Source organism: Pseudomonas sp. GW823-FHT02E01 (assembly GCF_058797535.1).
Genome location: NZ_JBXAJS010000003.1, coordinates 290,285 through 315,475 on the forward strand (window position 1 = coordinate 290,285; position 25,191 = coordinate 315,475).

The following is a 25,191-nucleotide window of genomic DNA, read 5'->3' on the forward strand; positions in this document are numbered from 1 at the left end:
GGTCAAGCGACGGCTACGACGTCGAGAATCCGCTGGACCACACGGTCCTGATCGATGCCAGCGGCTTCGGCTTCAAAGGAAAGAATGATGCGATGGCGCAGCACGTCGAACAGCACGGCCTGGATGTCTTCCGGGCTGACGAAATCACGCCCGGCCAGCCAGGCGTGGGCGCGGGCGCAGCGGTCCAGGGCAATCGAGCCTCGGGGGCTGGCGCCGTAGGCGATCCACTCGGCCATTTCCGGATCGAATTTGGCCGGGGTGCGGGTGGCCATGACCAGTTGTACCAGGTACTCCTCCACGGCGTCGGCCATGTACAGACCGAGGATTTCCTTGCGTGCGACAAAAATCGTCTGTTGAGTAACCCGACGCTCAGGCTTCGCTTCGCCGTTCAGGGCTTCCCCACGGGCTTGCTGCAGAATCCGGCGCTCGACAGTGGCATCGGGAAAGCCGATTTTCACGTGCATCAGGAACCGGTCAAGCTGGGCTTCCGGCAACGGGTAGGTGCCTTCCTGCTCGATCGGGTTCTGCGTGGCCATCACCAGGAACAGCGGCGACAGCTCGTAGGTGCTGCGCCCGACACTGACTTGCCGCTCGCCCATGGCTTCGAGCAAGGCCGACTGGACCTTGGCCGGGGCGCGGTTGATTTCGTCCGCCAATACCAGGTTGTGGAAGATAGGGCCTTGCTGGAACACGAAGCTGCCGGTTTCCGGGCGGTAGATTTCCGTACCGGTAATGTCGGCCGGCAACAGGTCAGGGGTGAACTGGATGCGGTGGAACTGCGCTTCGATGCCTTCGGCAAGTTCTTTGATGGCCTTGGTCTTGGCCAGGCCAGGAGCACCCTCGACCAGCATATGGCCGTCGGCGAGCAGGGCGATGAGCAATCGCTCGATGAGTTTTTCCTGGCCGAGAATCTGCGTTGAAAGAAAGGTTCGCAGCGCTAGCAGCGCTTCACGATGTTCCATCGATGACTGTTCCTGCAAAAGGGTGGCCGAGGACGTTCGAAATGCGCCAGGGCTGGGGGCGTTACTTTAATCCATCGCGGGGGGTGGCGACTAACGGCATTTTGCGCAAAGTGCGGGAAAAGATGGGTGAAATTGTTGGAGGTTCGTTCCATTTCAGTATTGTGGCGGGCTTACTGACGCCATCGCGAGCAAGCTCGCTCCCACAGGGGACCACGCCGTCACTGAGGCATGCAATCAAATATGGGAGCGAGCTTGCTCGCGATGAGGTCGGAACAGGCGCTGATATTCAGAGCTGGCTAATGAAGGTGCCAGTGCCATCAAGAATGTTCTTCAAGGTCAGCTCAACTTCATCCATATCCACCATGTCGGCATCAAAGGTGATTTCCAATACATCGTCGCCGTTGAGCGCATCGGCATCAGCCGCGGCAATTTCGATCTTCAGCAGGGAAGGGCTCAGGGTGACTTTCACGCCGTCCAGGGTCGAAGGCTCGCCGTCCAGAGTGATTTCCAGCTCGTCTTCATCCGGGTAGCGGCTCATCAGGAACATTTCGCCCTGGTCGCTGTGGCAGCAGAGCATGGCCATGTTGTCTTCTTCGTCGTCGCAAGGGTTGACGATCAGGAGGGCGGTGGTCATTTGCATGGGAAATTCCAGATGTTTGGCTGTAGCGTGCGATTGTGCCAGTGCGAAGGTTTTTTTGCTGGATTGTATTGAGTGGCTATGAAATTCAACACTGCGTATCTGCAGGAGAAACCGGTCCAAGTTCAACTGCCTAGCAGTTCTGCTAGTGGTTACCTATTCATATCTCTCCAATAATCATATTTCCATGATTTTGATTTGTTGGAGCCCCTCTATGCACGGCATGCAGAAAACAACACTTACCCGCTATCAGTACGATGCGCTGGATCGACTGATGAGTACCAGCCCGTTGGATGACGCGGAGCGTCAGCGGTTTTACTCTGAAGACCATCTGGTTACGGAGGTGCGGGGTACAGAGACGGTTTCGATTGTTCAGAGCGCCGGGCAGCTCCTTGCGCAGCAGCAACGAAGTGGAGAAAAAATTGAAGTCGGTTTGTTGGCATCGGATCTTTTACGCTCTGTACTGGCCGCACTCCAAATGAGTCGTCACATACCCATTGCTTATTCTCCATACGGTCATCGTCCTTTGGAAAGCGGATTGGCGAGTGTGCTGGGTTTCAATGGTGAACAATCAGATCCAGTAACTGGTCACTACTTGCTTGGTAATGGCTATCGTGCTTTTAATCCGTCTTTGATGCGCTTTAATAGCCCTGATAGTTTGAGTCCATTTGGAAATGGTGGGTTGAATAGTTATGCTTACTGCAAGGGTGATCCTGTGAATATGACTGATCCTACGGGGCATTCATTTTTATACAGGTGGTTGGCGTTGGCTCCTGAGTTCGCCGGTCAAGGATTTTTAGGTAAAGGTATTAGTGGTTATAGAAAAGTCGCCGACGGTTTGGTGGCATTTGCTTACGAATCTCGCAAAGGGAGTAAGGTAGTAATTTGGGGGCACGGAGCGCCTGGCACAATTGGGACTGCTAATGGCGATTCGCTCGATGCAGCCCGGCTAAACAAACTTCTGGAAAAAAATGGTATTTTTGCTAGTGAATTTGATAGCTATCAAATAGCTTCATGCAGTTCAGCAGATGCTGTGGGTCAGTCGAGTTCGCTCGCTGAAACTCTTTCTCAAATTGTTGGGCGTCCCGTGAAGGGTTATCACGGGAGAGTGGGTTTTGTTAGTGACCCGGCAGAAATTGTTGGTAATGAAATTCCTGAAGTTATAAATTTTGCGATAGTAAAAGATCGTTCGGCATTAAGTCGGGCGAGTATGAAACATCTTGATTATCAGTATAAACCCGAGACTTTTTACCCTGAATCGAAAGCGCCATCAAAGCCGGCTGCCAACATTAGGAGGGGCTGATCTCCATTTTGAGGTTATTGCACGAGTCGAATAAGCCTGATGTCCCCATTCCAAGTTGTCAGTCAAGGCATACTCGTCACCTGCATCATGCAAGCAAAATGAGATGCTGGGACCGTAATCACCCTTGCCGGTCATATTGACACCAGCGTCCTGCAAACTCGTGCATAAAACGCCCAAAATCCCATACGAATGCTAGTGTTGTTCGATGCACACGCCAAGAGCAGCGTACCGTTGACCGAATATGTCGCAGCACCGCAAGCACGGGCCTTGCCGCACTCGTTAAGCTGCGCAACGGATGAGCACCCGTAAAGACATTGCGCTGCACGCAGTCCAGTCGTTTTTGCAGATGCCCATTCACGGAAGGTGAATGTGACCTGAGTGTCTCGTCCAGCTTCACCCACCTGTCACCCTGTTTCCTCTGCCCGAGAATCAGGAACCGGGTGACGGACCACCCCGAAAGGGGTTTTGCACGCGACGCTTTCATCAATAACAAGCCCAAGCGGAGTACCACAGATGGCGTTCTTCACCGCAGCCAGCAAAGCCGACTTCCAGCACCAACTGCAAGCGGCACTGGCGCAGCACATCAGTGAACAGGCACTGCCACAAGTGGCGCTGTTTTCTGAACAATTCTTCGGCATCATTTCCCTTGACGAGCTGACCCAGCGTCGGTTGTCCGACCTTGCTGGCTGCACCCTTTCTGCATGGCGCATGCTTGAGCGCTTTGATCACGCGCAGCCGCAAGTGCGCGTCTACAACCCGGATTACGAACGCCACGGCTGGCAGTCGACCCATACCGCGGTCGAAGTGCTGCACCACGACCTGCCTTTCCTGGTGGACTCGGTGCGTACCGAGCTGAACCGCCGCGGCTACAGCATCCATACCCTGCAAACCACCGTGCTGAGCGTGCGTCGTGGCAGCAAGGGCGAGTTGCTGGAAATCCTGCCTAAAGGCACCCAGGGCGACGACATTCAGCAAGAATCGCTGATGTACCTGGAAATCGACCGCTGCGCCAACACCGCCGAGCTCAATGTGCTGAGCAAAGAACTGGAGCAGGTGCTCGGTGAAGTCCGCGTGGCCGTCGGCGATTTCGAGCCGATGAAGGCCAAGGTCCAGGACATCCTGACCAAGCTGGACAACAGCCAGTTCGCCGTCGATGGCGACGAGAAGAACGAAATCAAGAGCTTCCTGGAATGGCTGGTGGGCAACCACTTCACCTTCCTCGGCTACGAAGAGTTCGTGGTCAGCGACGAAGCCGATGGCGGCCATATCGTCTATGACAAGGACTCCTTCCTCGGCCTGACCAAGCTGCTGCGTGCCGGCCTGACTTACGATGACCTGCGCATCGAAGACTACGCCGTGAACTACCTGCGCGAACCGACCCTGCTGTCGTTCGCCAAGGCCGCGCACCCAAGCCGTGTACACCGTCCGGCTTACCCGGACTACGTGTCGATCCGCGAAATCGACGCCGACGGCAAGGTCATCAAGGAATGCCGTTTCATGGGTCTGTACACCTCGTCGGTGTATGGCGAGAGCGTGCGGGTGATCCCGTACATCCGCCGCAAGGTCGAGGAAATCGAACGCCGTTCCGGTTTCCAGGCCAAGGCTCACCTGGGCAAGGAACTGGCGCAGGTGCTCGAAGTGCTGCCGCGCGACGATCTGTTCCAGACCCCGGTGGACGAGCTGTTCAGCACCGTGATGTCGATCGTGCAGATCCAGGAACGCAACAAGATTCGCGTGTTCCTGCGCAAAGACCCGTACGGCCGCTTCTGCTACTGCCTGGCCTACGTGCCGCGTGACATCTATTCCACCGAAGTGCGCCAGAAGATCCAGCAAGTGCTGATGGATCGCCTGAAAGCCTCGGACTGCGAGTTCTGGACCTTCTTCTCCGAGTCCGTGCTGGCCCGCGTGCAGTTGATTCTGCGCGTCGACCCGAAAAACCGCCTCGATATCGACCCGCTGCTGCTGGAAAAAGAAGTGGTGCAGGCCTGCCGCAGCTGGCAGGACGACTACGCCGCCCTGACCGTTGAAAGCTTCGGTGAAGCCCATGGCACCAACGTGCTGGCCGACTTCCCGAAAGGCTTCCCGGCCGGTTACCGCGAGCGTTTCGCAGCCCACTCGGCTGTGGTCGACATGCAGCACCTGCTGAGCCTCAACGAAAAAAATCCGCTGGTGATGAGCTTCTACCAGCCGCTGGGTCAGGTTTCCGGCCAGCGCATGCTGCACTGCAAGCTGTACCACGCCGATACCCCGCTGGCGCTGTCCGACGTGCTGCCGATCCTGGAAAACCTCGGTCTGCGCGTGCTGGGTGAGTTCCCATATCGCCTGCGCCACAACAGTGGCCGCGAGTTCTGGATTCACGATTTCGCGTTCACCGCCGCCGAAGGCCTGGAACTCGACATCCAGCAGCTCAACGACACGCTGCAGGACGCATTCGTCCACATCGTGCGTGGCGATGCCGAGAACGACGGGTTCAACCGTCTGGTACTGACCGCCGGCCTGCCATGGCGCGACGTGGCGCTGCTGCGTGCCTACGCCCGCTACATGAAGCAGATCCGTCTGGGCTTCGACCTGGGCTATATCGCCAGCACCCTGAACAACCACACTGATATCGCTCACGAGCTGACCCGGTTGTTCAAGACCCGTTTCTACCTGGCGCGCAAGCTGACCGGCGAAGATCTGGGAGACAAGCAGCAACGCCTGGAACACGCGATCCTCAGCGCCCTGGACGACGTCCAGGTACTGAACGAAGACCGCATCCTGCGTCGCTACCTGGACCTGATCAAGGCCACCCTGCGCACCAACTTCTACCAGACTGACGCCAACGGCCATAACAAGTCGTACTTCAGCTTCAAGTTCAACCCGCACTTGATTCCCGAGCTGCCCAAGCCTGTACCGAAGTTCGAAATCTTCGTTTACTCGCCGCGTGTCGAAGGCGTGCACCTGCGCTTCGGCAACGTGGCCCGTGGTGGCCTGCGCTGGTCCGACCGTGAAGAAGACTTCCGTACCGAAGTCCTGGGCCTGGTAAAAGCCCAGCAAGTGAAGAACTCGGTGATCGTGCCGGTGGGTGCGAAGGGCGGCTTCCTGCCGCGTCGCCTGCCACTGGGCGGCAGCCGTGACGAGATCGCGGCCGAGGGCATCGCCTGCTACCGCATCTTCATTTCGGGTCTGTTGGACATCACCGACAACCTGAAGGACGGCGCCCTGGTGCCGCCGGCCAACGTCGTGCGTCATGACGACGATGACCCGTACCTGGTCGTAGCGGCGGACAAGGGCACTGCGACCTTCTCCGACATCGCCAACGGCATCGCCATCGACTACGGTTTCTGGCTGGGTGACGCGTTTGCGTCCGGTGGTTCGGCCGGTTACGACCACAAGAAAATGGGCATCACCGCCAAGGGCGCGTGGGTCGGCGTACAGCGCCACTTCCGCGAGCGCGGCATCAATGTCCAGGAAGACAGCATCACCGTGGTCGGTGTCGGCGACATGGCCGGTGACGTGTTCGGTAACGGCTTGCTGATGTCCGACAAGCTGCAACTGGTCGCAGCGTTCAACCACCTGCACATTTTCATCGATCCGAACCCTGAGCCGGCGTCGAGCTTCGCCGAGCGTCAGCGCCTGTTCGACCTGCCACGTTCGGCCTGGTCGGACTACGACACCAGCCTCATGTCCGAAGGCGGCGGTATCTTCTCCCGTAGCGCGAAGAGCATTGCGATTTCCCCGCAAATGCAGGAACGCTTCGATATCCAGGCCGACAAGCTGACCCCGACCGAACTGCTCAACGCCTTGCTCAAGGCACCGGTGGATCTGTTGTGGAACGGCGGTATCGGTACTTACGTCAAGGCCAGCAGCGAAAGCCACGCCGATGTCGGCGACAAGGCCAACGATGCACTGCGGGTGAACGGCAACGAACTGCGCTGCAAAGTCGTGGGCGAGGGCGGTAACCTGGGCATGACCCAACTGGGTCGCGTCGAGTTCGGCCTCAATGGCGGCGGTTCCAACACCGACTTCATCGACAACGCCGGTGGCGTGGACTGCTCCGACCACGAAGTGAATATCAAGATCCTGCTCAACGAAGTGGTTCAGGCCGGCGACATGACCGACAAGCAACGTAATGAGTTGCTGGCGAGCATGACCGACGAAGTCGGTGGTCTGGTGCTGGGTAACAACTACAAGCAGACTCAGGCCCTGTCGTTGGCAGCCCGCCGTGCATTGCCGCGGATTGCCGAATACAAGCGCCTGATGAACGACCTGGAAGGTCGCGGCAAGCTGGATCGCGCCATCGAGTTCCTGCCGGCCGAAGAAGCGATCAACGAGCGCATCGCCGAAGGCCATGGCCTGACCCGTGCCGAGCTGTCGGTGCTGATTTCGTACAGCAAAATCGACCTCAAGGAGCAGTTGCTGGGCTCCCTGGTGCCGGACGACGACTACCTGACCCGCGACATGGAAACCGCTTTCCCGCCAACACTGGTGAGCAAGTTCTCCGCGGCGATGCGTCGTCACCGTCTGAAGCGCGAAATCGTCAGCACCCAGATTGCCAACGATCTGGTCAACCACATGGGTATCACCTTCGTTCAACGACTCAAAGAGTCGACCGGCATGAGCCCGGCGAACGTGGCCGGTGCTTATGTGATCGTGCGTGACATTTTCCACCTCCCGCACTGGTTCCGTCAGATTGAAAACCTGGACTACAAGGTTTCCGCCGACGTACAACTGGAGCTGATGGACGAGCTGATGCGCCTGGGCCGTCGCGCCACTCGCTGGTTCCTGCGTGCCCGTCGCAACGAGCAGAACGCTGCCCGTGACGTCGCGCACTTCGGTCCGCATCTGGCGGCGTTGGGCCTCAAGCTCGACGAATTGCTCAGTGGCGAGATCCGCGAAACCTGGCAGACCCGTTATCAGGCGTACGTCGAAGCCGGTGTGCCGGAGTTGCTGGCGCGCATGGTGGCTGGCACCACGCACCTGTATACGCTGCTGCCGATCATCGAGGCTTCCGACGTGACCGGCCAGGATCCTGCCGACGTGGCAAAGGCCTACTTCGCCGTGGGCAGTGCACTGGACATCACCTGGTACCTGCAACAGATCAGCGCTCTGCCGGTTGAAAACAACTGGCAGGCCCTGGCCCGTGAAGCGTTCCGTGATGACGTCGACTGGCAGCAACGTGCGATCACCATCTCGGTCCTGCAACAGGGCGACGGTTCCCAGGAGGTGGAAACACGCCTGGACCTGTGGATGCAGCAGCATGAAGGCATGATCGAACGCTGGCGTGCCATGCTGGTGGAAATCCGTGCCGCCAGCGGCACCGACTACGCCATGTACGCGGTGGCGAACCGCGAACTGCTGGACCTGGCGTTGAGCGGTCAAGCGGTGGTGCCTGCCACCGTTGCCGCCGCCGAGCTGGAACCGGCTGCCTGATCAGGCGTTGAATGAAAAAGCCCCGCATCGAGAGATGCGGGGCTTTTTTCATTCAAGGGAAAAGACAACACGCGGGCCCATGGTTGGAACTCAGCTGTAGGGTGTTGAACTTGCGGGTGAGGAGACCTGCCTTTCCAGAATTTTCAGCTCGAACTTGGCAATGTCGCCGGACTTGTCGGTGAAGCACCTGCTGTACGCCGGATCACGCCAGATTTCTTTTTTGATAATGGCGGCGTTGCGTGCTTTCAAGTGAACGGTGGCTGTGTCACCGCTCAAATCATCAAGCGTGATGATTTGCTGATTGCTGTCCAGCAAATTGAAGGAGGTGGTATCACCGCCGGCGGCCGGGAAGGCGCCCAGGACGCCATGTTCGTTCTTGCTAAAATATTTTTGATAGTAGGCTTCGCTCAAAATCTGCATGTTGTAGTAGTCGTCATAACACCAGAAGTGGATGACCATGGCCGGCCTTTTTCTGCCACCTACAGGGAGCAGTTCTCGGCTTACAGGATCATAGGCTTCGAAGGTAGACACTATATTTGGCGGGATCGGCGATTTGAGTCTCTGAGGTTCAAAATGCCTCGAGCTCAATATCTGGTCAAAAAATGTCATGTTGACACCATTGCACTTGATGCGGGCAATGAAGGATCTTTCCTGGTCTTTAGTCATTGAGACTTCCCTGTCTGTAGAAAACGGTTGGTCGCGCTTTAACGCGGATCTAAAGATAGCGCTAATCGAAAGTCATGGTTTTGATTAATTGTGAGCAAACCCTTCCTGTCCTGGTCAGGGTTTACTCACATTATCTGCCTTGGTCTTAATACAATTTCCGCTCTGAGGTCTGGTGGATCATCGAGACGTTACTTGTCGGGCTGGTCAATAAATTACTGAGCGACTGGTCAAATTTCTGCAATGCCCTGACTTGCACGTTTTGTTGCTCGTTAATATCGGCAACAATCTCTTCACTGCGTTTATAGTCCGCCCATACCGGGCTGAGCGCTCTGGCGTCATAACCTTGTGCGGTGCCAATGTAGTTGAAGTGCCTGTCATAGAAATCGGCACTGACTTTGGACTCGACGTCCGAACTGCGCGAGGTGATCAATTGGCTGCGGCTGTCGACAATGGCTACCACATCCGGTTTCGCCGCCTTGAGGCTCTGCATGTCCGGGTACACGGTGACCGATCCGAATTGCCGTTGAAGCGAGGCTTTGACCCAATCCACCGCGAGGTCGGGTCTGGAGGTGGCGACATAGGCGTCGTGGATCTCCCGTACCAGCAGACTCTGGCCAAAACCCGTGCCGGCATTGGCCTGGTAATCCTGTAGATAGGCACGGTTAGCCTGGGTGTTTTGGCTGTACACCACACCCAAGGCCACATTGCTGCCGTTGGGAATACGAGTCGCGTTGCTGCGGCCGACCGGTTCGGTGAACACACTTTCCAGCGAAGGCCCCGCAGAGGGTGCGGTGGGAACCGAGCAGCCAGCCAAAAGCGCAACTGATAGGGTAAGCGTACTGACAAATGCAAGTTTCATTGTGTTACTCCAGTGAAACAACATCAGTAAGGAAGTTGGAATTGCCGCAAGTGTTCGGCAGTTGCTCCAGACTAAACTGCAAAGTGAAGAATGAAATAGCCGATTGCGTGGATATTAGTCGACCTATAGTTTTGTTTGATTTAAATAAGTCGGGTTAATTGCCCCGGGAAATAAAAACGCCCGAATAGCGAATTTGGGCGTGTTTATTTATGGCTATTCGATCAGCGATCAGTTTTTCAGGGGGACCAGCACCTGTTCGTCCGGCGACAACACCATGAACACCAGCAACTTGGCAGGCTCGGTAACGCTGGCGTTTTTCGATACCAGATGCTCGGAGCCGGCTGCTTCGTACCAGTATTCGCCCGCCTTGTACGTCACGGCTTTCTCGCCTTTCACGTGAGAGGTGACAGACCCTGAAAGGACGTAGGCCATGGCTGTACCGTCGTGCTTGTGGGCAATGGACGATTGGCCGGGCTTGTAGTCGACTTCGATCATCAGTGCTTTTTTGCCCGGCACGTTTTTCAGCATGTGATCCTGCAATACCGTGACTTTTTCCGAGGAGTCACCGGCTTCATGGGCGAATGCAGGGGCACCGATGGTCAGGGTCAGGGCAACAAGGGGAGCGGCACAGAAGCGCAAAACGTTCATGGTTCATTACCTGCGTTGGATAAGTTGTCATGGACAAATCTAGTCCGCAGCGGGTGACAAACAAACAGCCAATATTCGGGAAGGACAGGGGACCAATGTCTGGGCAGCTCGCTCCAGCGGGGGTAATTCTGTAGGAGCGAGCTTGCTCGCGATGGATTCAGATTCGCCGCGTTTAACCAGGAAGCACGCGTTATCGTTGACGACCATCGCGAGCGAGTTCGTTCCTACAGGGGGCCTAGCGGATCGGAAAGCTGTTGAAGTCGACGGAGTTGGCCAGTTGGCAATCGATCAGGTCGATGAAACCCTGGACTTGCGGGCTGTTGAAATGCGATCGCATGGCCTCTTCCGATTGCCAGTGGGCGCTGACGGTCCAGCGATTGGTGTCCTCGGGGCAGCGGTCGACCATATAGGATTCGCACCCGGGAAGTTCACGCAGGGTTTCGACAATCTTTTGCAGTTGCTTACCCAGTTCATCCGAGCGCCCGGCGGCGGCTTGTACCTGTACGGTATTGATCACTTCATGGGACATTGCTCACACTCCTGAATCAGGCCGGACGAATCCTGCTCATTGAGGGATAACGCCTATGCAGGATAGGCCCGGCCCCCGGGACCGCCAATAGCCAATCGCCGGATAAAACCGCAGGCCAATCCGTCAGGCCACTTGCTGCAGGATGTCGCGCAATCGGTCCAGGGCGATGTCGATGTCGAGGGTTTCGATGGCGCCAAAACCGAAAAAAAGCCCGGCCCTGGGCGTTTCCTGATAGAAAAAGCTGTCGATGGCATATAGCCCGACTTCGACTTTTTTCGCCAGTTCGATCACCAATGGAATATCCATCGGCACTTTGCACATCACCACCATGTGGAAGCCGGCAGTGGACGGTACCGCCTCCAGCCAGGGCGAAAGATCGCCGGCCATGCGCGCCAGGATCCGCTCGCGGCGCCCGGCATAGATCGTATGGCAGCGCCGGATGTGCTTGAGCAGGCAACCTTCGGCGATGAACTTGGCCAGCGCCCATTGGGGCAGGGTCGAGGTGTGCAGGTCGGTGAGCTGCTTGGCGCGCACCACGGCCTCGAGGATCGCCGGCGGCAGGATCCCGTAGCCGAGCCGCAGTTCCGGTAACAGGGTTTTGGAGAACGTCCCGACGTACGCGACGATTCCCCGTTCATCCATGCTTTGCAGGGAATCGGTGGGGCGGCCTTCATAGCGGAACTCGCTGTCGTAGTCGTCCTCGATGATGATCGCACCCAACTCATGGGCCTTGGCCAGCAGTGCTTCCCGGCGCGCCTGACTCATCGGCATGCCCAGCGGGAACTGGTGCGACGGGGTGACGTAGATCAGGCGCGTGCCGCGAGGAATCTGGTCCACCACAATGCCTTCGGCGTCCACCGGTACGCCAATGACCGTGGCGCCATGGGTGCCGAACAGCAGGCGCGCCGGCGGGTAGCCGGGGTCCTCCATGGCGACCAGGCTGCCCGGACTGATCAGCACCCGGGCAATCAGGTCCAGCGCCTGCTGCGCACCGTTGCACACCACCACATCCTCATCCTGACAATTGACCCCGCGGGAGAACGCGATGTGCTGCGCAATGGCGTTACGTAGCGCCGGCAAGCCCTCGGGCTGGCTGTATAAGCCCTTGGAACCGGCAATCTGGCGCAGTGCATGAGAGGTGCAGCGCCGCCAGTCATCCTGGGGAAACTGGCCCTTGCTGGTGGCGCCACCAATGAAGTCGTAGCGCAGCGAGCCTTCCAGGGTCGGATGACGCAGAAACACCGGCAGGTTGCGCCAGTACTCGATCACCTCGAAGCCGCCGAGTTCGGTGTGGTTCTGTTTACGCTGCACCTTCGACGAGCGCGCGTTGACATAGGTGCCTTTGCCGACCACCCCGGTGAGGAAGTTTTCGTAAGTCAGTTGGGCGTAGGTGTCGGAAATGGTCTTGCGCGAAATACCCAGTTGTTCGGCCAGCAAGCGGCTGGGGGGCAGTTGTGTCCCGGCGGTCAGGCGACCGGACTCGATAGCGCTGCGCAGTTGGTTGTACAGCTGGCCGGCCAGGTCCTTGCGACCGTTGATGACAACATGTAGTTCCATACCGGCGAGGCTCCGGGGCTGTTGGGCGCGTGTGCGTCGCGCAAGATTACTCTTATCCGCTTGTGGTACAGAAGTTGTGCAATGGAAAAACCGTCAATTGGTCTGGCGGCGGTGGTCCCCGGGGAAATCGCCTGATTGGATCTGTCATGCCCCTGCGCCAGCGACTACCGTGAAGATCACATCACGCCTGCACGAGATCGCCTCATGAACCCCCGTCTGGATTACTACAGCGCGTCGCCCAAAGCGATGAAAGCCATGATCGCCATGGAGGCCCTGGCCAGCAGCCTGAGTATCGAGCAGGCCCTGCTGCACCTGATCAAGATTCGTGCTTCGCAGCTCAATGGCTGTGCCTTTTGCACCGATATGCACTCGGTGGATGCACGGCGCCTGGGCGAAAGCGACCGGCGTCTGTATTCCATTGTGGTCTGGCGCGACAGCAACTTTTTCAATCCTCGGGAAAGAGCCGCGCTGGCCTGGACCGAGGCGGTCACGTTGCTCTCCGAAAGCCATGTGCCGGACGATGTCTACGCGCAAGCCAGGGAGCAGTTCAGTGAAAGCGAAATGGTCGACCTGACCATTGCCGTTACCACCATCAACAGCTGGAATCGCCTGGCCGTGAGCTTTCGGCAGACACCCAGCGCCTGAGTCATTGTCACAGCAGGTTCATGAACGATCCGCAGGATGCACCTGTCAGTGTCAGATCGACAGGGAGTCCTCGATGTCATTCATGGAAGCCAGCGCCCACCAGGGGGCTGCGGAATATCGTGTAGCTATTGATAAAAATGCGTCCTGGCGCCAGTTGGCGGCGGCTATCGACCCCGAACTGGCGCTGTGTTTCACCGTCAGCGCCCGTTGCGGTTGCTTCATGCAGGCCGCCCGCAGTCTCAACATCAAGACCACCCGCCTGCGCAGGCAACTGGTGCTGCTGGAAACGCAGCTCCAATGTTCGCTGTTCAACCATGGCGACAATGGTTTGAGCCTCAGCCGCGATGGCTTGCGCTTGCACGCACAATTGATCGCCCTGGCCCATGAGCGCGGTTTGCCTGTGGTCGAGCAGCCGTTGATTCGCCTGGCCGTGGCGGATTCGATCCTGCATGACATTCTCGGACGTGACCTGGTTGCACTGTTGCGGCGCAACGCCAGCGTTCGGCTGGAGATCATGACGCTCGACAGCGAGTTGGCCTTGCAGGCAGTCAGCGCCGACGTGGTGGTGTGGCTGGGCGAGACCGGATCGTCGTTACCGGGACCGAGCTTTGCCACCACCGAACCCCGGCGCCTGGCGCAACTCGATTACCTGCCGCACATTGCCAAGCGCTACTCGCGGGTTGCCTCCAGGCCGGAATGCCTGGATGACCTGGCCGATTTTCTCCTGGTGCAATGGCGGCAGGACGGCCAGGTTGAGAGCTTCCGGCCATGGAATACGCTGGTGGATCAGCGCCCGGCCGGGGTGGTGCAACTGCAATCCTGGGAGCTGATGCTGGAGATGATCCGTTGCAGTGCCGGCATCGGCCTGCTGCCGCACTACATGAGCCACTTCGACCGCGGGCTGATTGCCTTGCCGGGCCTGTTTGACCAGCCTATGCGGCGTCAGGTGTGGATGGCGGTCAATGCTGATTCCGGGGACGACGAGCAGGTACGGATGATCGTCGAATTGATCGAAAACACCTTCAGCGAGCGCCGGGAGTGGTTCGAATGAAGATAGCTTGAATAGACTGCAATCCTTGTGGCGAGGGGGCTTGTCGGACCGCCGCACCGCCCCGTTCGGTTGCGCAGCAGCCGTAATAACGGGCACTGCGGTTTGCAGGGTGAAAACGAGTATTGGTTTGTTGGGGGGCGCTACGCAACCCAACGGGGGCAAGCCCCCTCGCCACAGAGGTTTCGTTCGTTATAGAGTGAACGGCCATGTCTGCTTCAAGGATGATTCACCCATGCCAACCACCGAACCCGTCATTACCCTCGAACGCTTCAACGAATCCCATATCGAAGGCGTTGCGGCGTTGTACAACGACCCGGCCATCGCCCGTCAAACCCTGCAAATGCCGTTTCAGTCCACCGAACTCTGGCGCAGTCGCCTTGCGCTGGATAACGAACGCTTGGTGAATGTGGTGGCCCTGCATCAAGGCACGGTCATCGGCAACATTGGCCTGGAGCAGTTCTCACGCATTCGTCGCAGCCATGCCGGCAGTTTCGGCATGGGCGTTGCGGTGGCGTGGCAGGGCAAGGGGGTGGGCTCGAAGCTGCTCGCGACGGCGCTGGATATCGCCGACAACTGGATGAATCTGCAGCGCATCGAGCTTTCGGTGTATGCCGACAACGAAGCGGCCATTTCCCTGTACCGCAAGTTCGGCTTCGAAACCGAGGGCCTGTTCCGCGACTACGCCGTGCGTGACGGCGTGCTGGTGGACACCTTGAGCATGGCGCGCCTGCGCCGCACGCCCAAGGCCGGTTGAGTCAGCCACCCAAGGCGAAAGCCACCGCCTCCTGCGCATTCAGTCCGGCGGTGGCAGTACCGCTCACGCTTTTACTCGTACGCCCGCCACGCGCATCTGCCATGCTTAATGTCCGCAACACCGCTTCAACCAAAGGAACACCGCTATGGACGATGTACAGCAACTGGGCGAAATGCTTCGCCACTACGCCGAAAGCGAAGCGCACAAAAAGCAAGTGTTCGAGTCGCAATCGGCCGAGTGGGCGAAGCGCATTGGTGCGCTGTTCGATCAGATCCAGCAGTGGTTGGAACCGGTCAAGGCACCTGACCTGCTCGTAGTGAACCGCGAAGTGTACGTCGCGTCGGGGCCGAGTGTTCCGGTGGAGAGCTCTCCGTTCAAGACCGAAAAGCTGAGCATCCTGATCACTGGCAAACCGGTGGAATTCGTGCCGGAGGTGATGGGTGTCGGCGGGCAGATTTCCGTGGCGGTGATGGGCTTTACAGCAGCACGTTATGGCAGCGTGTCACTGGTGTGTCTGCCGCCATCCACTGGCTGGCAGTGGCGCAAGACCAATGGCTTGAAAGACCCGGACACTTTTGAGTTCGATGCAAACTTCCTGGCGCAACAACTGCAAAGCCTGATTCCCCGGGAGCGTGCCTGAAATCTCGACATACAACCCTGTGGGAGCGAGCTTGCTCCCACAGTAATCGGTGCCACATCAGATATCGAGGGTTTCCCAATCCGGGTTCGCCTCTTGCGGCGGCAGTGTTCTAACGGTTTTTCCGGTCGCCAATTCCACCCGCCGCGCCACTTCCGGGTCATCCGCAAACGGGATCAGGCTTGCATCGTCCAGGCTCTCGGCGGTCTGGTGGCGCAGACAATACTCGACGGCGAACCACAAAAATGCCACACCCAGAATGTTCAATATGACTTCAATCATCAGGCAAACCGCGCCTCGCGTTCGGCTATCGCCACGTCCGTTACCCGCACCGTGCGCCACACGTTGTAGGCCATCAGCAGCATGCCGCTGAGGAAGAACACCCCGCCGGCAAAGCGCACGACGAATCCCGGATGGCTTGCCTGCAAGGCTTCGACGAAGGAGTAGGTCAGCGTGCCGTCATCGTTGATCGCGCGCCACATCAGGCCCTGGGTGATGCCGTTGACCCACATCGAGGCGATGTACAGCACGGTGCCGATGGTCGCCAGCCAAAAGTGCAGGTTGATCAGCGGCGTGCTGTGCATCTGATCGCGCCCGAATACCTTCGGCACCATGTGATAGGTCGCACCGAACGTAATCATCGCCACCCAGCCCAGCGCCCCGGCGTGCACGTGGCCGATGGTCCAGTCCGTATAGTGGGAGAGGGCGTTGACGGTCTTGATCGCCATCATCGGCCCCTCGAAGGTCGACATGCCGTAGAACGCCAGGGACAACACCAGGAAACGCAGGATCGGGTCGGTGCGCAACTTATGCCAGGCACCGGACAGGGTCATCATGCCGTTGATCATTCCGCCCCAACTCGGCGCCAGCAGGATCAGCGACATGGCCATGCCCAGCGACTGCGCCCAGTCCGGCAGCGCGGTGTAGTGCAAGTGGTGCGGGCCGGCCCAGATGTACAGGGTGATCAGCGCCCAGAAGTGCACAATCGACAGGCGATAGGAATACACCGGCCGGCCCGCCTGTTTCGGCACGAAGTAATACATCATCCCCAGGAAACCGGTGGTCAGGAAAAAGCCCACGGCGTTGTGCCCGTACCACCATTGCACCATGGCGTCGGTAGCCCCGGAATACACCGGATAGGACTTGAACCAGTCGACTGGAATCGACAGGTGATTGACCACGTGCAGCATGGCGATGACCACGATGAATGCACCGAAAAACCAGTTGCCGACGTAGATGTGTCTGGTCTTGCGTTGCACTACGGTAGTGAAGAACACCACGGCGTATGCAATCCAGACCACGGTCATCCACACCGCGCCGGTGAATTCGATTTCGGCGTATTCCTTGGTGGTGGTGTAGCCCAGCGGCAGGGTGATCAGCATCACCACAATCACCGACTGCCAGCCCCAGAACGTGAAGGCAGCGAGTGTGTCCGAGAACAGCCGTACCTGGCAGGTACGTTGCACCGCGTAATAGCTGGCGGCGAATTGCGCGCTGCCGGCGAAACCGAAAATCACCAGGCTGGTGTGCAGCGGGCGCAAGCGGCCGAAGGTGGTCCACGGCAGGTCCAGGTTCATCTGCGGCCACACCAGTTGCGAGGCGATCCACACGCCCATCGCCATCCCCACGATGCCCCAGATTACGGTCGCCACGATGAATTGGCGGACGACCTTGTAGTTATAGGCCTGTCCGATGGTTGTTGTGCTCATGGTCAATGCTTCCTCGGTTGCAATGCCGTGCACTGTAAAAACACCGGTAAAAACAAAACAGGCTCAGGGAAAATTCATTTGTGCGGATCAGATTTTTCGCCACTCCTGTGGCTTTCAGTCGTGTTCTGATACGGTTTTTTAGAGTTCAAGTGAATCTGTAACGTACTGCGCCGCAAGCTCATAGTCGTTACCTCGAAACGAGCCGCAGAGCCCGACTTGCGCCCCCTGTAGGAGCGAGCTTGCTCGCGATGGAGTCAAGGACGACGCGTTTATCCAGGAGGTTCGCGTTTTCGTTGACGTCCATCGCGAGCAAGCTCGCTCCTACAGGGTTCTGTGCCTAATTCTGATGAGGTAGCCAGATGTATCAGTACGACGACTACGACCGGGCACTGGTGCTCGAACGAGTTGCGCAGTTTCGTGATCAGGTCGAGCGCTTTCTGGCCGGTGAGCTGAACGAAGAAGAGTTCCTGCCATTGCGCCTGCAGAACGGCCTGTACATGCAAAAACACGCCTACATGCTGCGGGTGGCGATTCCCTACGGCACGCTGAGTGCCCGGCAGATGCGTACGTTGGCGAGCATTGCCAGGGATTACGATCGCGGTTACGGCCATTTCACCACCCGGCAGAACATGCAGTTCAACTGGATCGAACTGGCCCAGGTGCCGTCGATCCTCGAACGCCTGGCCGAGGTGGAAATGCATGCGATCCAGACCTCCGGCAACTGTGTGCGCAACATCACCACCGAAGCCTTTGCCGGGGTTGCGGCCGACGAAATGATTGACCCGCGACCGTTGGCGGAAATTCTGCGGCAGTGGTCGACCATCAACCCGGAATTCCTGTTCCTGCCGCGCAAGTTCAAGATCGCCATCTGCTCGGCCGAGCAGGACCGCGCGGCGATCATGATGCATGACATCGGCCTTTATCTTTACCCTGGCTCCGAAGGGCACATGCTCCTGCGAGTCATGGTGGGCGGCGGTCTGGGACGCACGCCGATCCTCGGCGTGCAGATCCGCGAAGGCTTGCCGTGGCAGCACCTGCTGTCTTACGTAGAGGCGGTGCTGCGGGTGTATAACCGCCATGGCCGGCGGGACAACAAGTACAAGGCGCGAATCAAGATTCTGGTCAAAGCCCTGGGCATCGAGGCCTTCGCCCGGGAAGTGGAAGAAGAGTGGCAGTTCCTCAAGGACGGCCCGGCGCAACTGACCCTTGACGAGTTCGAGCGGGTGGCCAGTGCGTTCGTCGCACCGCCCTATCGTGATCTGTCCGACACCAGTCTCGATTTCGGCACGCACCTGGCCGAAAACCCGGCGTTCGCTCGCTGGGTGCAGCGTAACGTGCAGCCGCACAAAATATCGGGCTATGCCAGCGTGGTGTTGTCGACCAAGCCCGGCAGCGCTGCGCCACCGGGCGATGTCACCACCGAGCAGATGGAGGCGGTGGCCGAGTGGTCCGAGCGCTTTGGCTTCGGTGAAATCCGCATTGCCCATGAGCAGAATATCGTCCTTCCGGACGTGTCCAAGGCCGATCTGTTCACCCTGTGGCGCCTGGCCTGCGGACACAATCTGGGCAGCGCCAACGCCGGATTGCTCACCGACATCATCGCCTGCCCCGGTGGCGACTTCTGCGCGCTGGCCAACGCCAAGTCGATCCCCATCGCCAAGGCTATTGCCGCACGCTTCGAAGACCTCGACTACCTGCACGACCTGGGCGATATCAGCCTCAATATTTCCGGCTGCATGAATGCCTGCGGTCACCATCACATCGGCAACATCGGCATTCTGGGGGTCGATAAGAACGGCACCGAGTGGTACCAGATCACCCTCGGCGGCGCCCAGGGCAAGAACAGTGCGTTGGGCAAGGTCATTGGCCCGTCCTTCAGCTCCGCCGAAGTGCCCGAGGTGATCGAGCGCATCATCGACACCTTCGTGCGTTATCGCGAGAGCGAAGAACTGTTCGTCGACGCCTTCCAACGGATCGGGCTAGAGCCGTTCAAGGAGGCTGTCTATGCGAAAGTGCTGGAGGTGTCGGCATGAACAATCTGTTGCGGCTGGAAGCGGGCGTGGCGCGGATTGTCGCGGATGATCCATGGAAGCTCGTGCGCGACCCGCAAGCACCGCTGCCCGTGGGTGCAACGATTCTGCCGCTGAGCCGTTGGCTGGAAAACCCGTCGCAAAACGGCGTGTGGCTGGGGCCGGACGATGAAGTGGAAAGCCTTCAGCCATGGTTTACCCAACTGCCCTTGATCGCCCTGGATTTTCCGAGCTTTCGCGATGGCCGCGGGTACAGCCAGGCGTATCTGCTGCGTGCGCGATTGGGTTGGGCCGGTGAGTTGCGCGCCATCGGCGATGTCTTGCGCGATCAACTCAGCCACATGCGCCAATGCGGTTTCGACAGCTTTGCCGTGCGTGAAGACAAATCCGCAGAAGATGCATTGAAGGGATTGGCGGGGATGAGCGTGTTGTACGGGCGTTCGGTGATTGAGCCGCGGCCGTTGTTCAGGCGGCGCTGAATTCGGTCCCTGCAGGAGCGAGCTAGCTTGCGATGGACGTCAACGAAAACGCGATTTTTTTGAACAAACGCGTCGCCTGTAACGCCATCGCGAGCAAGCTCGCTCCTACAAGAATCTCCCGTCACTTCAACGCCGGATCCCCCATGTTCATTTTCTTCCAGCCCTGCAACAGCACTTGCGCCTTGGGCTCCTGGCCGTTGTCCAGGTAATACTGGATCAACGACAACCGGGCATTGCGATTGGCCGGCTGCACCTTCAACAGCCGTTCCAGTTCGGCGCACGCCTGGTCAATCTTGCCGCTGTCATGCAGGGCCACTGCCAGCACATAGCCGAACTGCCCGCTCTGGGGATCCAGTTGCGCGGCCTTGCGCAGGTACGGCATGGCTTGAGCGGCCTGGCCCGCACGAATCAGCGCCAGGCCCTGAGTGTGTTGCAGCAGGCCAGAGTCGGGGTGGTCCTTGAGGCTTTGCCCCAGCAGGGCATGGGCTTCCTGACTGCGACCGTTGGCCTCCAGCCATTGCACCAGGGTGACCAGCGCCGGGTAGAAGTCCGGATCGCGCTGCAGGGCGGTACGCAGCAAAGCTTCGACTTCTGCGCTGCGGCCATCGGCCTGATAGAGCATGGCCAGGTTCAGGTTGGCCTCGGCGCGCTCGGCCAGACTCTTTTGCACCGCTTCGTACTCGGCAATGGCGGCATTCCAGGCGTCCTGGGCGCTGCCCAAGCCATTGCGTGCGACGCTGAGCAGGTCCCGGGCGACGGCGATGCGTACAGCCCGCACCGGGTCGCTCAGCAACGGCGTCAGCAATGGCGCGCGCTCCGCTGGCGGCAGGAAGGCGCTGATCGCCCGCACCGCGCTCTCGCGGACTTGCGGCGCCGGGTTGCCCAGGTCCCTGGTAGCCAGTTTCAACGCCTGTTCGCTCGGGTACGCCGGCAGTTCGGCCAGCAGCGTCGCGCGCTGAATCGCCGGCAGGTTGCTGCGTTGCAGTTGCTCGAACAACGCCTGCGCGGCGCCGGGCTGGCCGTTGCGAATCAGCCACAGGCTGTCGTCGTAGCGAGGGGCTTGTACCGTGCTGGCATTGGCGGTGTTCCACAGCTTGAACTGCTCGGTGACCTTGTCGCCGGCCTTGCCTTTGTGGCAGGTCAGGCAGGCGTCAGGCGTACCGAGTTTCTTTGCTCGCTCAGGATTGGGAATGCTGAAGCTGTGGTCATGCCGCAAGTCGTTGCCCATGTAGAACTTGCCGGGCATGTGGCAATCCACGCACTGCGAACCCGGCTGGCCCATGGTGTGGCGAGTGTGTTCGATGGAATCGTAGTTTTTCGCTTGCAGGCCCTTGCCGTCGACGCCTTCCACGGTGGTTTTGCCAGCGGTGTTGTGGCATTGCAGGCAAACACCGTTGCCGGGTGCCTTCAACTGTGTACTGTGGGGGTTGTGGCAGTTGCTGCAACGCACGCCCTTGTCGAACATTTTGCTCTGGGCAAAGGAGCCGTGCTCGAACACTTCGTCCTTGATCTTGCCGTCCAGTGCGTACAACTCGCGGGTCAGGACGCTCGGCAGGTAGTCGTCCATCAGCCGTTTGCCGACCGTGTAGCCATCGTCCAGGGGCGCGCGGCGAGAGTGGCAGCGGGCGCAGGTTTCGATTTCGGCGGTGGCGTTCTTGTCCTTGAGGTCGACGGCAAAGCCTACGTGGATCAGGTCGGTTTTCTTCGCGGTCCATTCCAGGTGATTGGACGCCGGGCCATGGCAGGCCTGGCAGCCGACACCGAGGCTGTTCCAGTGACTGTCGAAGGTGTTTTTCGCCGCATCGAAGTTGCGCTTGTAACCGGTGGTATGGCACTCGACGCACATGAAGTTGGCGTTCTGGCTCGGCTTGCTCCAGTGCAACGGGTTCTTGAAGGTCACGCCCTGACCCGGATAGAGGTGAAACCAGCGCTGCTTCTCGGTATCCCAGGCCACGCCGAGGGCCTGGAGCCGGCCTTCGCCGACCTCGATCAGGTATTGCTGCAAGGGGGCGATGCCAAAGGTGTAGGCGACTTTGAAATCGGCATTCTTGCCATCGATACCCGGCGTGTTGACCCAGAATTCGTCGCCTTTGCGCGAGAACACCGTGGTCTCTTTTTCGGCCTTGAAGGTGACGTTGTTGAAGTCGCCGAGCAGGGTGTCCGCGTTGGCTTGCTGCATCGCCAGTTGGTGATGGGAGCCTTGCCAATCCTTGACCTGCTCGCCGTGGCAGCCCTGGCATTGTTGCTCATCGACCATTTTCGCAGGCTCGACAGCGACCGGTTGCGGTTTGGCCGGTTGCACGGCAGGCGCGCTGACGGGGACTGGTTTGAGCGGCGTCGGTGTACTGCCCAGCAAAAACCAGCCAATACCCGCCACAGCCAGCAGCAGGATGCCGATGGTGACAGGGAACAGATAACGGTTGATCAGGGTCGGTTGCGAATCAGGGTTTGTGGTTGCAGCTTTATTTTTATGTTTCGGCATTACGACTTCCATGGTCCAGGTGCGATTGCCTTGCGGCGCGCGATGACGCTCGATGCAGCTTTGCCGGATGGTCGGCGTGTGTCAAATGGCATTGTTTTGAGACTGATGGCCCCATCGCGAGCAAGCTCGCTCCCACAGGTCTTGTGTCGTGCACAAATGTTGTGATCGACACCGAACCTGTGGGAGCGGGCTTGCCCGCGAAGGCGATCTGTCAGGCGCCACGTCACTCCCCGACAAACCACCGGTAATACGGATTCCCCGAATCCCCACGCATCACCTCGCGCATATCCCTGGCCCAAGCGTCACGGTTTCCGTCGTACGCATGCAGGCTCGCCCGATAGAACTGCATCAGGCGTTGTTGCTGGGTGTTCATGCGCTCGATGAACCCGGCGTCGGCGTTCAACACGGCTGGCGGCTGGTGCAGGGCGAGCAGGGCGGGCAACACGCGGCTGATCTCTTTCGAGCGAACCCAGGGTGCGTACTCGATGCGCGGTTGATCGTCCGTCACCGGTTGCGCATCGCCAGCGAAGCGTTCAAGCCCCTCACGATCAGTCACCCATGTCGCGAGCAATGCTGCGGCCGAACCGACGCCGACATCCTGCAAGGTGCTGCGAACGCTGTCCTGCTGGAAGCGCGCGTTGATCTTCGCCGCATCCAGTTCAATCGGCTCCATCGAACCCACCAGCAGCATCTCGTGGAACTCGCTGGTCCACAGGGTCGCGTACGGGAACACGTCGAGGAAGCTGCGCACCAGTGAGCGCGAGTCGTCGATGTTCTGCGTCGGCAGCGGCAGCCATTGGGCGACCAGGCCTTGGTTGTGCAAACGGCTGGCGGCCAATTGATAGAAGTCCCGGGAATACAGGTTGACCACGCCGGCAGCGGAGGGCGGTGGCGGCTCGAGAGTGATCAGGTCGTAGCGCTGCGGATTGCGCAGCAGTTCCTGGCGACCGTCACGCAAGCGCACATCGACCCCCGGATCGGCCGCGGCGTTGAAATTGCCCTTGAACAAGGGGGCTGCCTTGACCACCGAAGGCAGCAGTTCGGCGACCACGCGATGTTCCAGGCCGGGATAGCGGGTCAGGGCGCCCGCGGTGATGCCGGTACCGAACCCGATCACCAGTGCCGAGCGCGGCTCACCGTTGTGGATCAGCAGGGGCAGCAGCGCCTGGATCCGCATGTAGCGCAGGGACGGCATGGCGTCACCGGTATTGGACACGCCCTGAATGTACAAACGCTGGAACGCCCTTTCTCCCTTGCCCTGGGTGACCACCGCGACGGTGCCGCCACGGCCTTCTTCATAGAACGTCAGCGTGCCATTGCGCGCGCCCGGCAGCAGGCTGGCGAGCTTGTTGACCGGCGTGAACACGGCGAGCGCCAGGGACACCAGGCCAATGGCAACCACCGCCTGACGCCGGCCTTTCTTCACACCATGGCCCTTGCGCACGGCGAGGTACGCGATACCGGCGGCAATCAGCGCCAGCAGGCCCAGGGTCCGTACCAGACCCAGCATCGGGATCAGGACAAAGCCGCAGAGCATCACACCGACAATCCCGCCAAGGGTATTGAACGCGACGACTTCGCCGACATGGCGCCCCACCTGTTCGCCGCCGACGCTCAAGCGCAGGGCCAAGGGGAACGCAGCCCCCAACAACAGGGTCGGCACAAACACGATGCTCAAGGCAGCCACCGCAAACCGCGTGCTCATGCCAGCCAGTTCACTGCCGCCCAATGACAATACCCAGGATTCGGCCAAGGTCTGGGCGAGCACCAGCCAGCGTCCGAGCAACGCCACTTCCAGCAAGGCAATCGCGCCGGCTGCGGCAATCAGCACGCCGAACACCCCCCAGGGATCGCGCAGGCGATCGACCCGACGGGCCAGCAGCATGCTGCCCAGGAACAGGCCGGTGAGGTAAGTCGCCAGCACCACGGCAAAGGCGTAGGTGCGGGTGCTCATGAATTGCACGATCGATTGCGACCACACCACTTCGTAGCCCAGGGCTACACCACCGGCAATGGAGTACAGCCACAGGGCCAGGCGGTCGGGGGCTTTTTCAGTGTGATGTTTCACCGGGGCATCGACGGGTGCCACGCGCTGGCGCTGGAACCACAAGGCCCCTGCGGCGGCCAGCAGGTTCAGCATGGCGGCGGCCAGCGCGCTGCCGCGCACACCGAGGGTGGCAATCAGCACGAACGCGGCGAGCAGGGTGCCGGCGATGGCCCCGGCGGTGTTCGCCGCATACAGCTGCCCGCCGGCCTTGCCCAGGTGTTGCGGGTCAGTGGCCAGGGAGCGAACCAGCACCGGCAGGGTGCCGCCCATCAACAGGGCGGGAATACCCACCAGCGCGAACGGCAGCACCCAGGCCAGCAAGCCCAAGTGTGCCTCCAGCCAGGCAAACGGGCTGGCCGCCAGGCTCATGGCAAAGGTTGCAGAGACACCGAGCACGGCCACCAGCACTTCCAGCCCGGCGTACAGCACAACCGGTTGCTGTATCCGGTCCGCCCAGCGCCCGAACAGCAAGCCACCCAGGGCCAGCCCGGCAAAGAACGCGCTGATCCCGGTGGTGATGGCATAGACCTCGACGCCTACGACCAACGACAACTGCTTGATCCACAGCACCTGATACACCAGCGCCGCGGCGCCGGAGACAAACAGCAGCAGGGCGGGGATCAACAGCGCCGGGGAGGTGACTTGCGGGGCAGGTATGGCCGACGATTTGCTGGCGACACGTGAGGTCATTGCGGATTGCCTTTGCAATTCAAGAAAACTGCGACTGTACGGGCCTCATCGCGGGCAAGCCCGCTCCCACACTGGATCTTCGGTACGACAAAAT

At 59.5% G+C, this 25,191-nt stretch carries 19 protein-coding genes; 8 read left to right on the forward strand and 11 right to left on the reverse strand.

Annotation, left to right across the window (positions count from 1 at the left end):
* Nucleotides 1–2: 2 nt before the first annotated feature.
* Nucleotides 3–962, reverse strand: coding sequence for an AAA family ATPase (locus AC1RDQ_RS08635; RefSeq protein WP_057715002.1), 960 nt, complete (start codon nucleotides 960–962; stop codon nucleotides 3–5).
* Nucleotides 963–1,248: 286 nt separating this feature from the next.
* Nucleotides 1,249–1,602, reverse strand: coding sequence for a hypothetical protein (locus tag AC1RDQ_RS08640; RefSeq protein ID WP_150813843.1), 354 nt, complete (start codon nucleotides 1,600–1,602; stop codon nucleotides 1,249–1,251).
* Between the two features lie 211 nt (nucleotides 1,603–1,813).
* Between AC1RDQ_RS08640 and AC1RDQ_RS08645 the strand changes: the two genes are divergently transcribed.
* Nucleotides 1,814–2,902, forward strand: coding sequence for an RHS repeat-associated core domain-containing protein (locus AC1RDQ_RS08645; RefSeq protein WP_492586940.1), 1,089 nt, complete (start codon nucleotides 1,814–1,816; stop codon nucleotides 2,900–2,902).
* A 513-nt stretch (nucleotides 2,903–3,415) separates the two neighbouring features.
* Nucleotides 3,416–8,314 carry an NAD-glutamate dehydrogenase gene (locus tag AC1RDQ_RS08650; RefSeq protein WP_340316309.1) on the forward strand — a complete coding sequence of 1,633 codons (4,899 nt, stop codon included), beginning with the start codon at nucleotides 3,416–3,418 and terminating at the stop codon, nucleotides 8,312–8,314.
* Nucleotides 8,315–8,404: 90 nt separating this feature from the next.
* On the opposite strand, the gene AC1RDQ_RS08655 is transcribed toward AC1RDQ_RS08650, so the two are convergent.
* The 5 genes from AC1RDQ_RS08655 to pdxR all read right to left on the reverse strand — a co-directional run bounded on the left by AC1RDQ_RS08655 (nucleotide 8,405) and on the right by pdxR (nucleotide 12,573).
* The gene (locus AC1RDQ_RS08655; protein WP_492586942.1) at nucleotides 8,405–8,980 is read right to left on the reverse strand and encodes a hypothetical protein; all 576 of its coding nucleotides are present in this window, start codon (nucleotides 8,978–8,980) and stop codon (nucleotides 8,405–8,407) included.
* A 145-nt stretch (nucleotides 8,981–9,125) separates the two neighbouring features.
* Nucleotides 9,126–9,839 (reverse strand): ATPase, encoded by a 714-nt coding sequence (locus AC1RDQ_RS08660; RefSeq protein WP_492586944.1) that lies wholly within the window; start codon nucleotides 9,837–9,839, stop codon nucleotides 9,126–9,128.
* Between the two features lie 228 nt (nucleotides 9,840–10,067).
* The gene (locus AC1RDQ_RS08665) at nucleotides 10,068–10,487 is read right to left on the reverse strand and encodes a cupin domain-containing protein (protein WP_492586945.1); all 420 of its coding nucleotides are present in this window, start codon (nucleotides 10,485–10,487) and stop codon (nucleotides 10,068–10,070) included.
* 235 nt (nucleotides 10,488–10,722) lie between these two features.
* Nucleotides 10,723–11,016: a putative quinol monooxygenase gene (locus tag AC1RDQ_RS08670; RefSeq protein ID WP_218496030.1), complete on the reverse strand. Its 294-nt coding sequence runs from the start codon at nucleotides 11,014–11,016 to the stop codon at nucleotides 10,723–10,725.
* 123 nt (nucleotides 11,017–11,139) lie between these two features.
* Complete coding sequence (gene pdxR / locus AC1RDQ_RS08675) at nucleotides 11,140–12,573, reverse strand: MocR-like pyridoxine biosynthesis transcription factor PdxR (protein WP_057714995.1); 1,434 nt, start codon at nucleotides 12,571–12,573, stop codon at nucleotides 11,140–11,142.
* A gap of 204 nt (nucleotides 12,574–12,777) precedes the next feature.
* Here pdxR and AC1RDQ_RS08680 point away from each other — a divergent pair, with 204 nt between their 5' ends.
* The 4 genes from AC1RDQ_RS08680 to AC1RDQ_RS08695 all read left to right on the forward strand — a co-directional run bounded on the left by AC1RDQ_RS08680 (nucleotide 12,778) and on the right by AC1RDQ_RS08695 (nucleotide 15,663).
* Nucleotides 12,778–13,218 carry a carboxymuconolactone decarboxylase family protein gene (locus AC1RDQ_RS08680; protein ID WP_150813834.1) on the forward strand — a complete coding sequence of 147 codons (441 nt, stop codon included), beginning with the start codon at nucleotides 12,778–12,780 and terminating at the stop codon, nucleotides 13,216–13,218.
* A gap of 73 nt (nucleotides 13,219–13,291) precedes the next feature.
* Entirely contained in the window at nucleotides 13,292–14,269 is a 978-nt protein-coding gene (locus AC1RDQ_RS08685) for a LysR substrate-binding domain-containing protein (protein WP_492586947.1), read from the forward strand.
* 232 nt (nucleotides 14,270–14,501) lie between these two features.
* Nucleotides 14,502–15,023: a GNAT family N-acetyltransferase gene (locus AC1RDQ_RS08690; protein WP_218496022.1), complete on the forward strand. Its 522-nt coding sequence runs from the start codon at nucleotides 14,502–14,504 to the stop codon at nucleotides 15,021–15,023.
* Between the two features lie 145 nt (nucleotides 15,024–15,168).
* Nucleotides 15,169–15,663, forward strand: coding sequence for a hypothetical protein (locus AC1RDQ_RS08695; RefSeq protein ID WP_057714991.1), 495 nt, complete (start codon nucleotides 15,169–15,171; stop codon nucleotides 15,661–15,663).
* Between the two features lie 57 nt (nucleotides 15,664–15,720).
* On the opposite strand, the gene AC1RDQ_RS08700 is transcribed toward AC1RDQ_RS08695, so the two are convergent.
* Entirely contained in the window at nucleotides 15,721–15,942 is a 222-nt protein-coding gene (locus AC1RDQ_RS08700) for a cbb3-type cytochrome c oxidase subunit 3 (RefSeq protein WP_150813829.1), read from the reverse strand.
* Entirely contained in the window at nucleotides 15,942–17,369 is a 1,428-nt protein-coding gene (ccoN, locus tag AC1RDQ_RS08705) for a cytochrome-c oxidase, cbb3-type subunit I (RefSeq protein ID WP_492586949.1), read from the reverse strand. The genes AC1RDQ_RS08700 and ccoN overlap by 1 nt, the downstream gene beginning before the upstream one ends.
* Before the next feature lie 359 nt (nucleotides 17,370–17,728).
* Here ccoN and AC1RDQ_RS08710 point away from each other — a divergent pair, with 359 nt between their 5' ends.
* The gene (locus AC1RDQ_RS08710) at nucleotides 17,729–19,402 is read left to right on the forward strand and encodes a nitrite/sulfite reductase (protein WP_057714988.1); all 1,674 of its coding nucleotides are present in this window, start codon (nucleotides 17,729–17,731) and stop codon (nucleotides 19,400–19,402) included.
* Nucleotides 19,399–19,878 carry a DUF934 domain-containing protein gene (locus tag AC1RDQ_RS08715; protein ID WP_429520894.1) on the forward strand — a complete coding sequence of 160 codons (480 nt, stop codon included), beginning with the start codon at nucleotides 19,399–19,401 and terminating at the stop codon, nucleotides 19,876–19,878. Before AC1RDQ_RS08710 ends, AC1RDQ_RS08715 begins: the two co-directional genes overlap by 4 nt.
* 121 nt (nucleotides 19,879–19,999) lie before the next feature.
* Here the strand turns inward: AC1RDQ_RS08715 and AC1RDQ_RS08720 are convergent, their stop codons facing one another.
* Both AC1RDQ_RS08720 and AC1RDQ_RS08725 read right to left on the reverse strand, forming a co-directional pair.
* Nucleotides 20,000–22,360 (reverse strand): tetratricopeptide repeat protein, encoded by a 2,361-nt coding sequence (locus AC1RDQ_RS08720; protein WP_492586950.1) that lies wholly within the window; start codon nucleotides 22,358–22,360, stop codon nucleotides 20,000–20,002.
* 223 nt (nucleotides 22,361–22,583) lie between these two features.
* Nucleotides 22,584–25,097, reverse strand: a complete 2,514-nt coding sequence (locus AC1RDQ_RS08725) for a spermidine synthase (protein WP_492586952.1) — start codon at nucleotides 25,095–25,097, stop codon at nucleotides 22,584–22,586.
* Between the last annotated feature and the right edge of the window lie 94 nt (nucleotides 25,098–25,191).

Bases quoted from the DNA above. Each gene is read 5' to 3' on its own strand.
- AC1RDQ_RS08635 (WP_057715002.1), bottom strand. From the start codon at position 962: ATGGAACATCGTGAAGCGCTGCTAGCGCTGCGAACCTTTCTTTCAACG.
- AC1RDQ_RS08640 (WP_150813843.1), bottom strand. From the start codon at position 1,602: ATGCAAATGACCACCGCCCTCCTGATCGTCAACCCTTGCGACGACGAA.
- AC1RDQ_RS08645 (WP_492586940.1), top strand. From the start codon at position 1,814: ATGCACGGCATGCAGAAAACAACACTTACCCGCTATCAGTACGATGCG.
- AC1RDQ_RS08650 (WP_340316309.1), top strand. From the start codon at position 3,416: ATGGCGTTCTTCACCGCAGCCAGCAAAGCCGACTTCCAGCACCAACTG.
- AC1RDQ_RS08655 (WP_492586942.1), bottom strand. From the start codon at position 8,980: ATGACTAAAGACCAGGAAAGATCCTTCATTGCCCGCATCAAGTGCAAT.
- AC1RDQ_RS08660 (WP_492586944.1), bottom strand. From the start codon at position 9,839: ATGAAACTTGCATTTGTCAGTACGCTTACCCTATCAGTTGCGCTTTTG.
- AC1RDQ_RS08665 (WP_492586945.1), bottom strand. From the start codon at position 10,487: ATGAACGTTTTGCGCTTCTGTGCCGCTCCCCTTGTTGCCCTGACCCTG.
- AC1RDQ_RS08670 (WP_218496030.1), bottom strand. From the start codon at position 11,016: ATGTCCCATGAAGTGATCAATACCGTACAGGTACAAGCCGCCGCCGGG.
- pdxR (WP_057714995.1), bottom strand. From the start codon at position 12,573: ATGGAACTACATGTTGTCATCAACGGTCGCAAGGACCTGGCCGGCCAG.
- AC1RDQ_RS08680 (WP_150813834.1), top strand. From the start codon at position 12,778: ATGAACCCCCGTCTGGATTACTACAGCGCGTCGCCCAAAGCGATGAAA.
- AC1RDQ_RS08685 (WP_492586947.1), top strand. From the start codon at position 13,292: ATGTCATTCATGGAAGCCAGCGCCCACCAGGGGGCTGCGGAATATCGT.
- AC1RDQ_RS08690 (WP_218496022.1), top strand. From the start codon at position 14,502: ATGCCAACCACCGAACCCGTCATTACCCTCGAACGCTTCAACGAATCC.
- AC1RDQ_RS08695 (WP_057714991.1), top strand. From the start codon at position 15,169: ATGGACGATGTACAGCAACTGGGCGAAATGCTTCGCCACTACGCCGAA.
- AC1RDQ_RS08700 (WP_150813829.1), bottom strand. From the start codon at position 15,942: ATGATTGAAGTCATATTGAACATTCTGGGTGTGGCATTTTTGTGGTTC.
- ccoN (WP_492586949.1), bottom strand. From the start codon at position 17,369: ATGAGCACAACAACCATCGGACAGGCCTATAACTACAAGGTCGTCCGC.
- AC1RDQ_RS08710 (WP_057714988.1), top strand. From the start codon at position 17,729: ATGTATCAGTACGACGACTACGACCGGGCACTGGTGCTCGAACGAGTT.
- AC1RDQ_RS08715 (WP_429520894.1), top strand. From the start codon at position 19,399: ATGAACAATCTGTTGCGGCTGGAAGCGGGCGTGGCGCGGATTGTCGCG.
- AC1RDQ_RS08720 (WP_492586950.1), bottom strand. From the start codon at position 22,360: ATGCCGAAACATAAAAATAAAGCTGCAACCACAAACCCTGATTCGCAA.
- AC1RDQ_RS08725 (WP_492586952.1), bottom strand. From the start codon at position 25,097: ATGACCTCACGTGTCGCCAGCAAATCGTCGGCCATACCTGCCCCGCAA.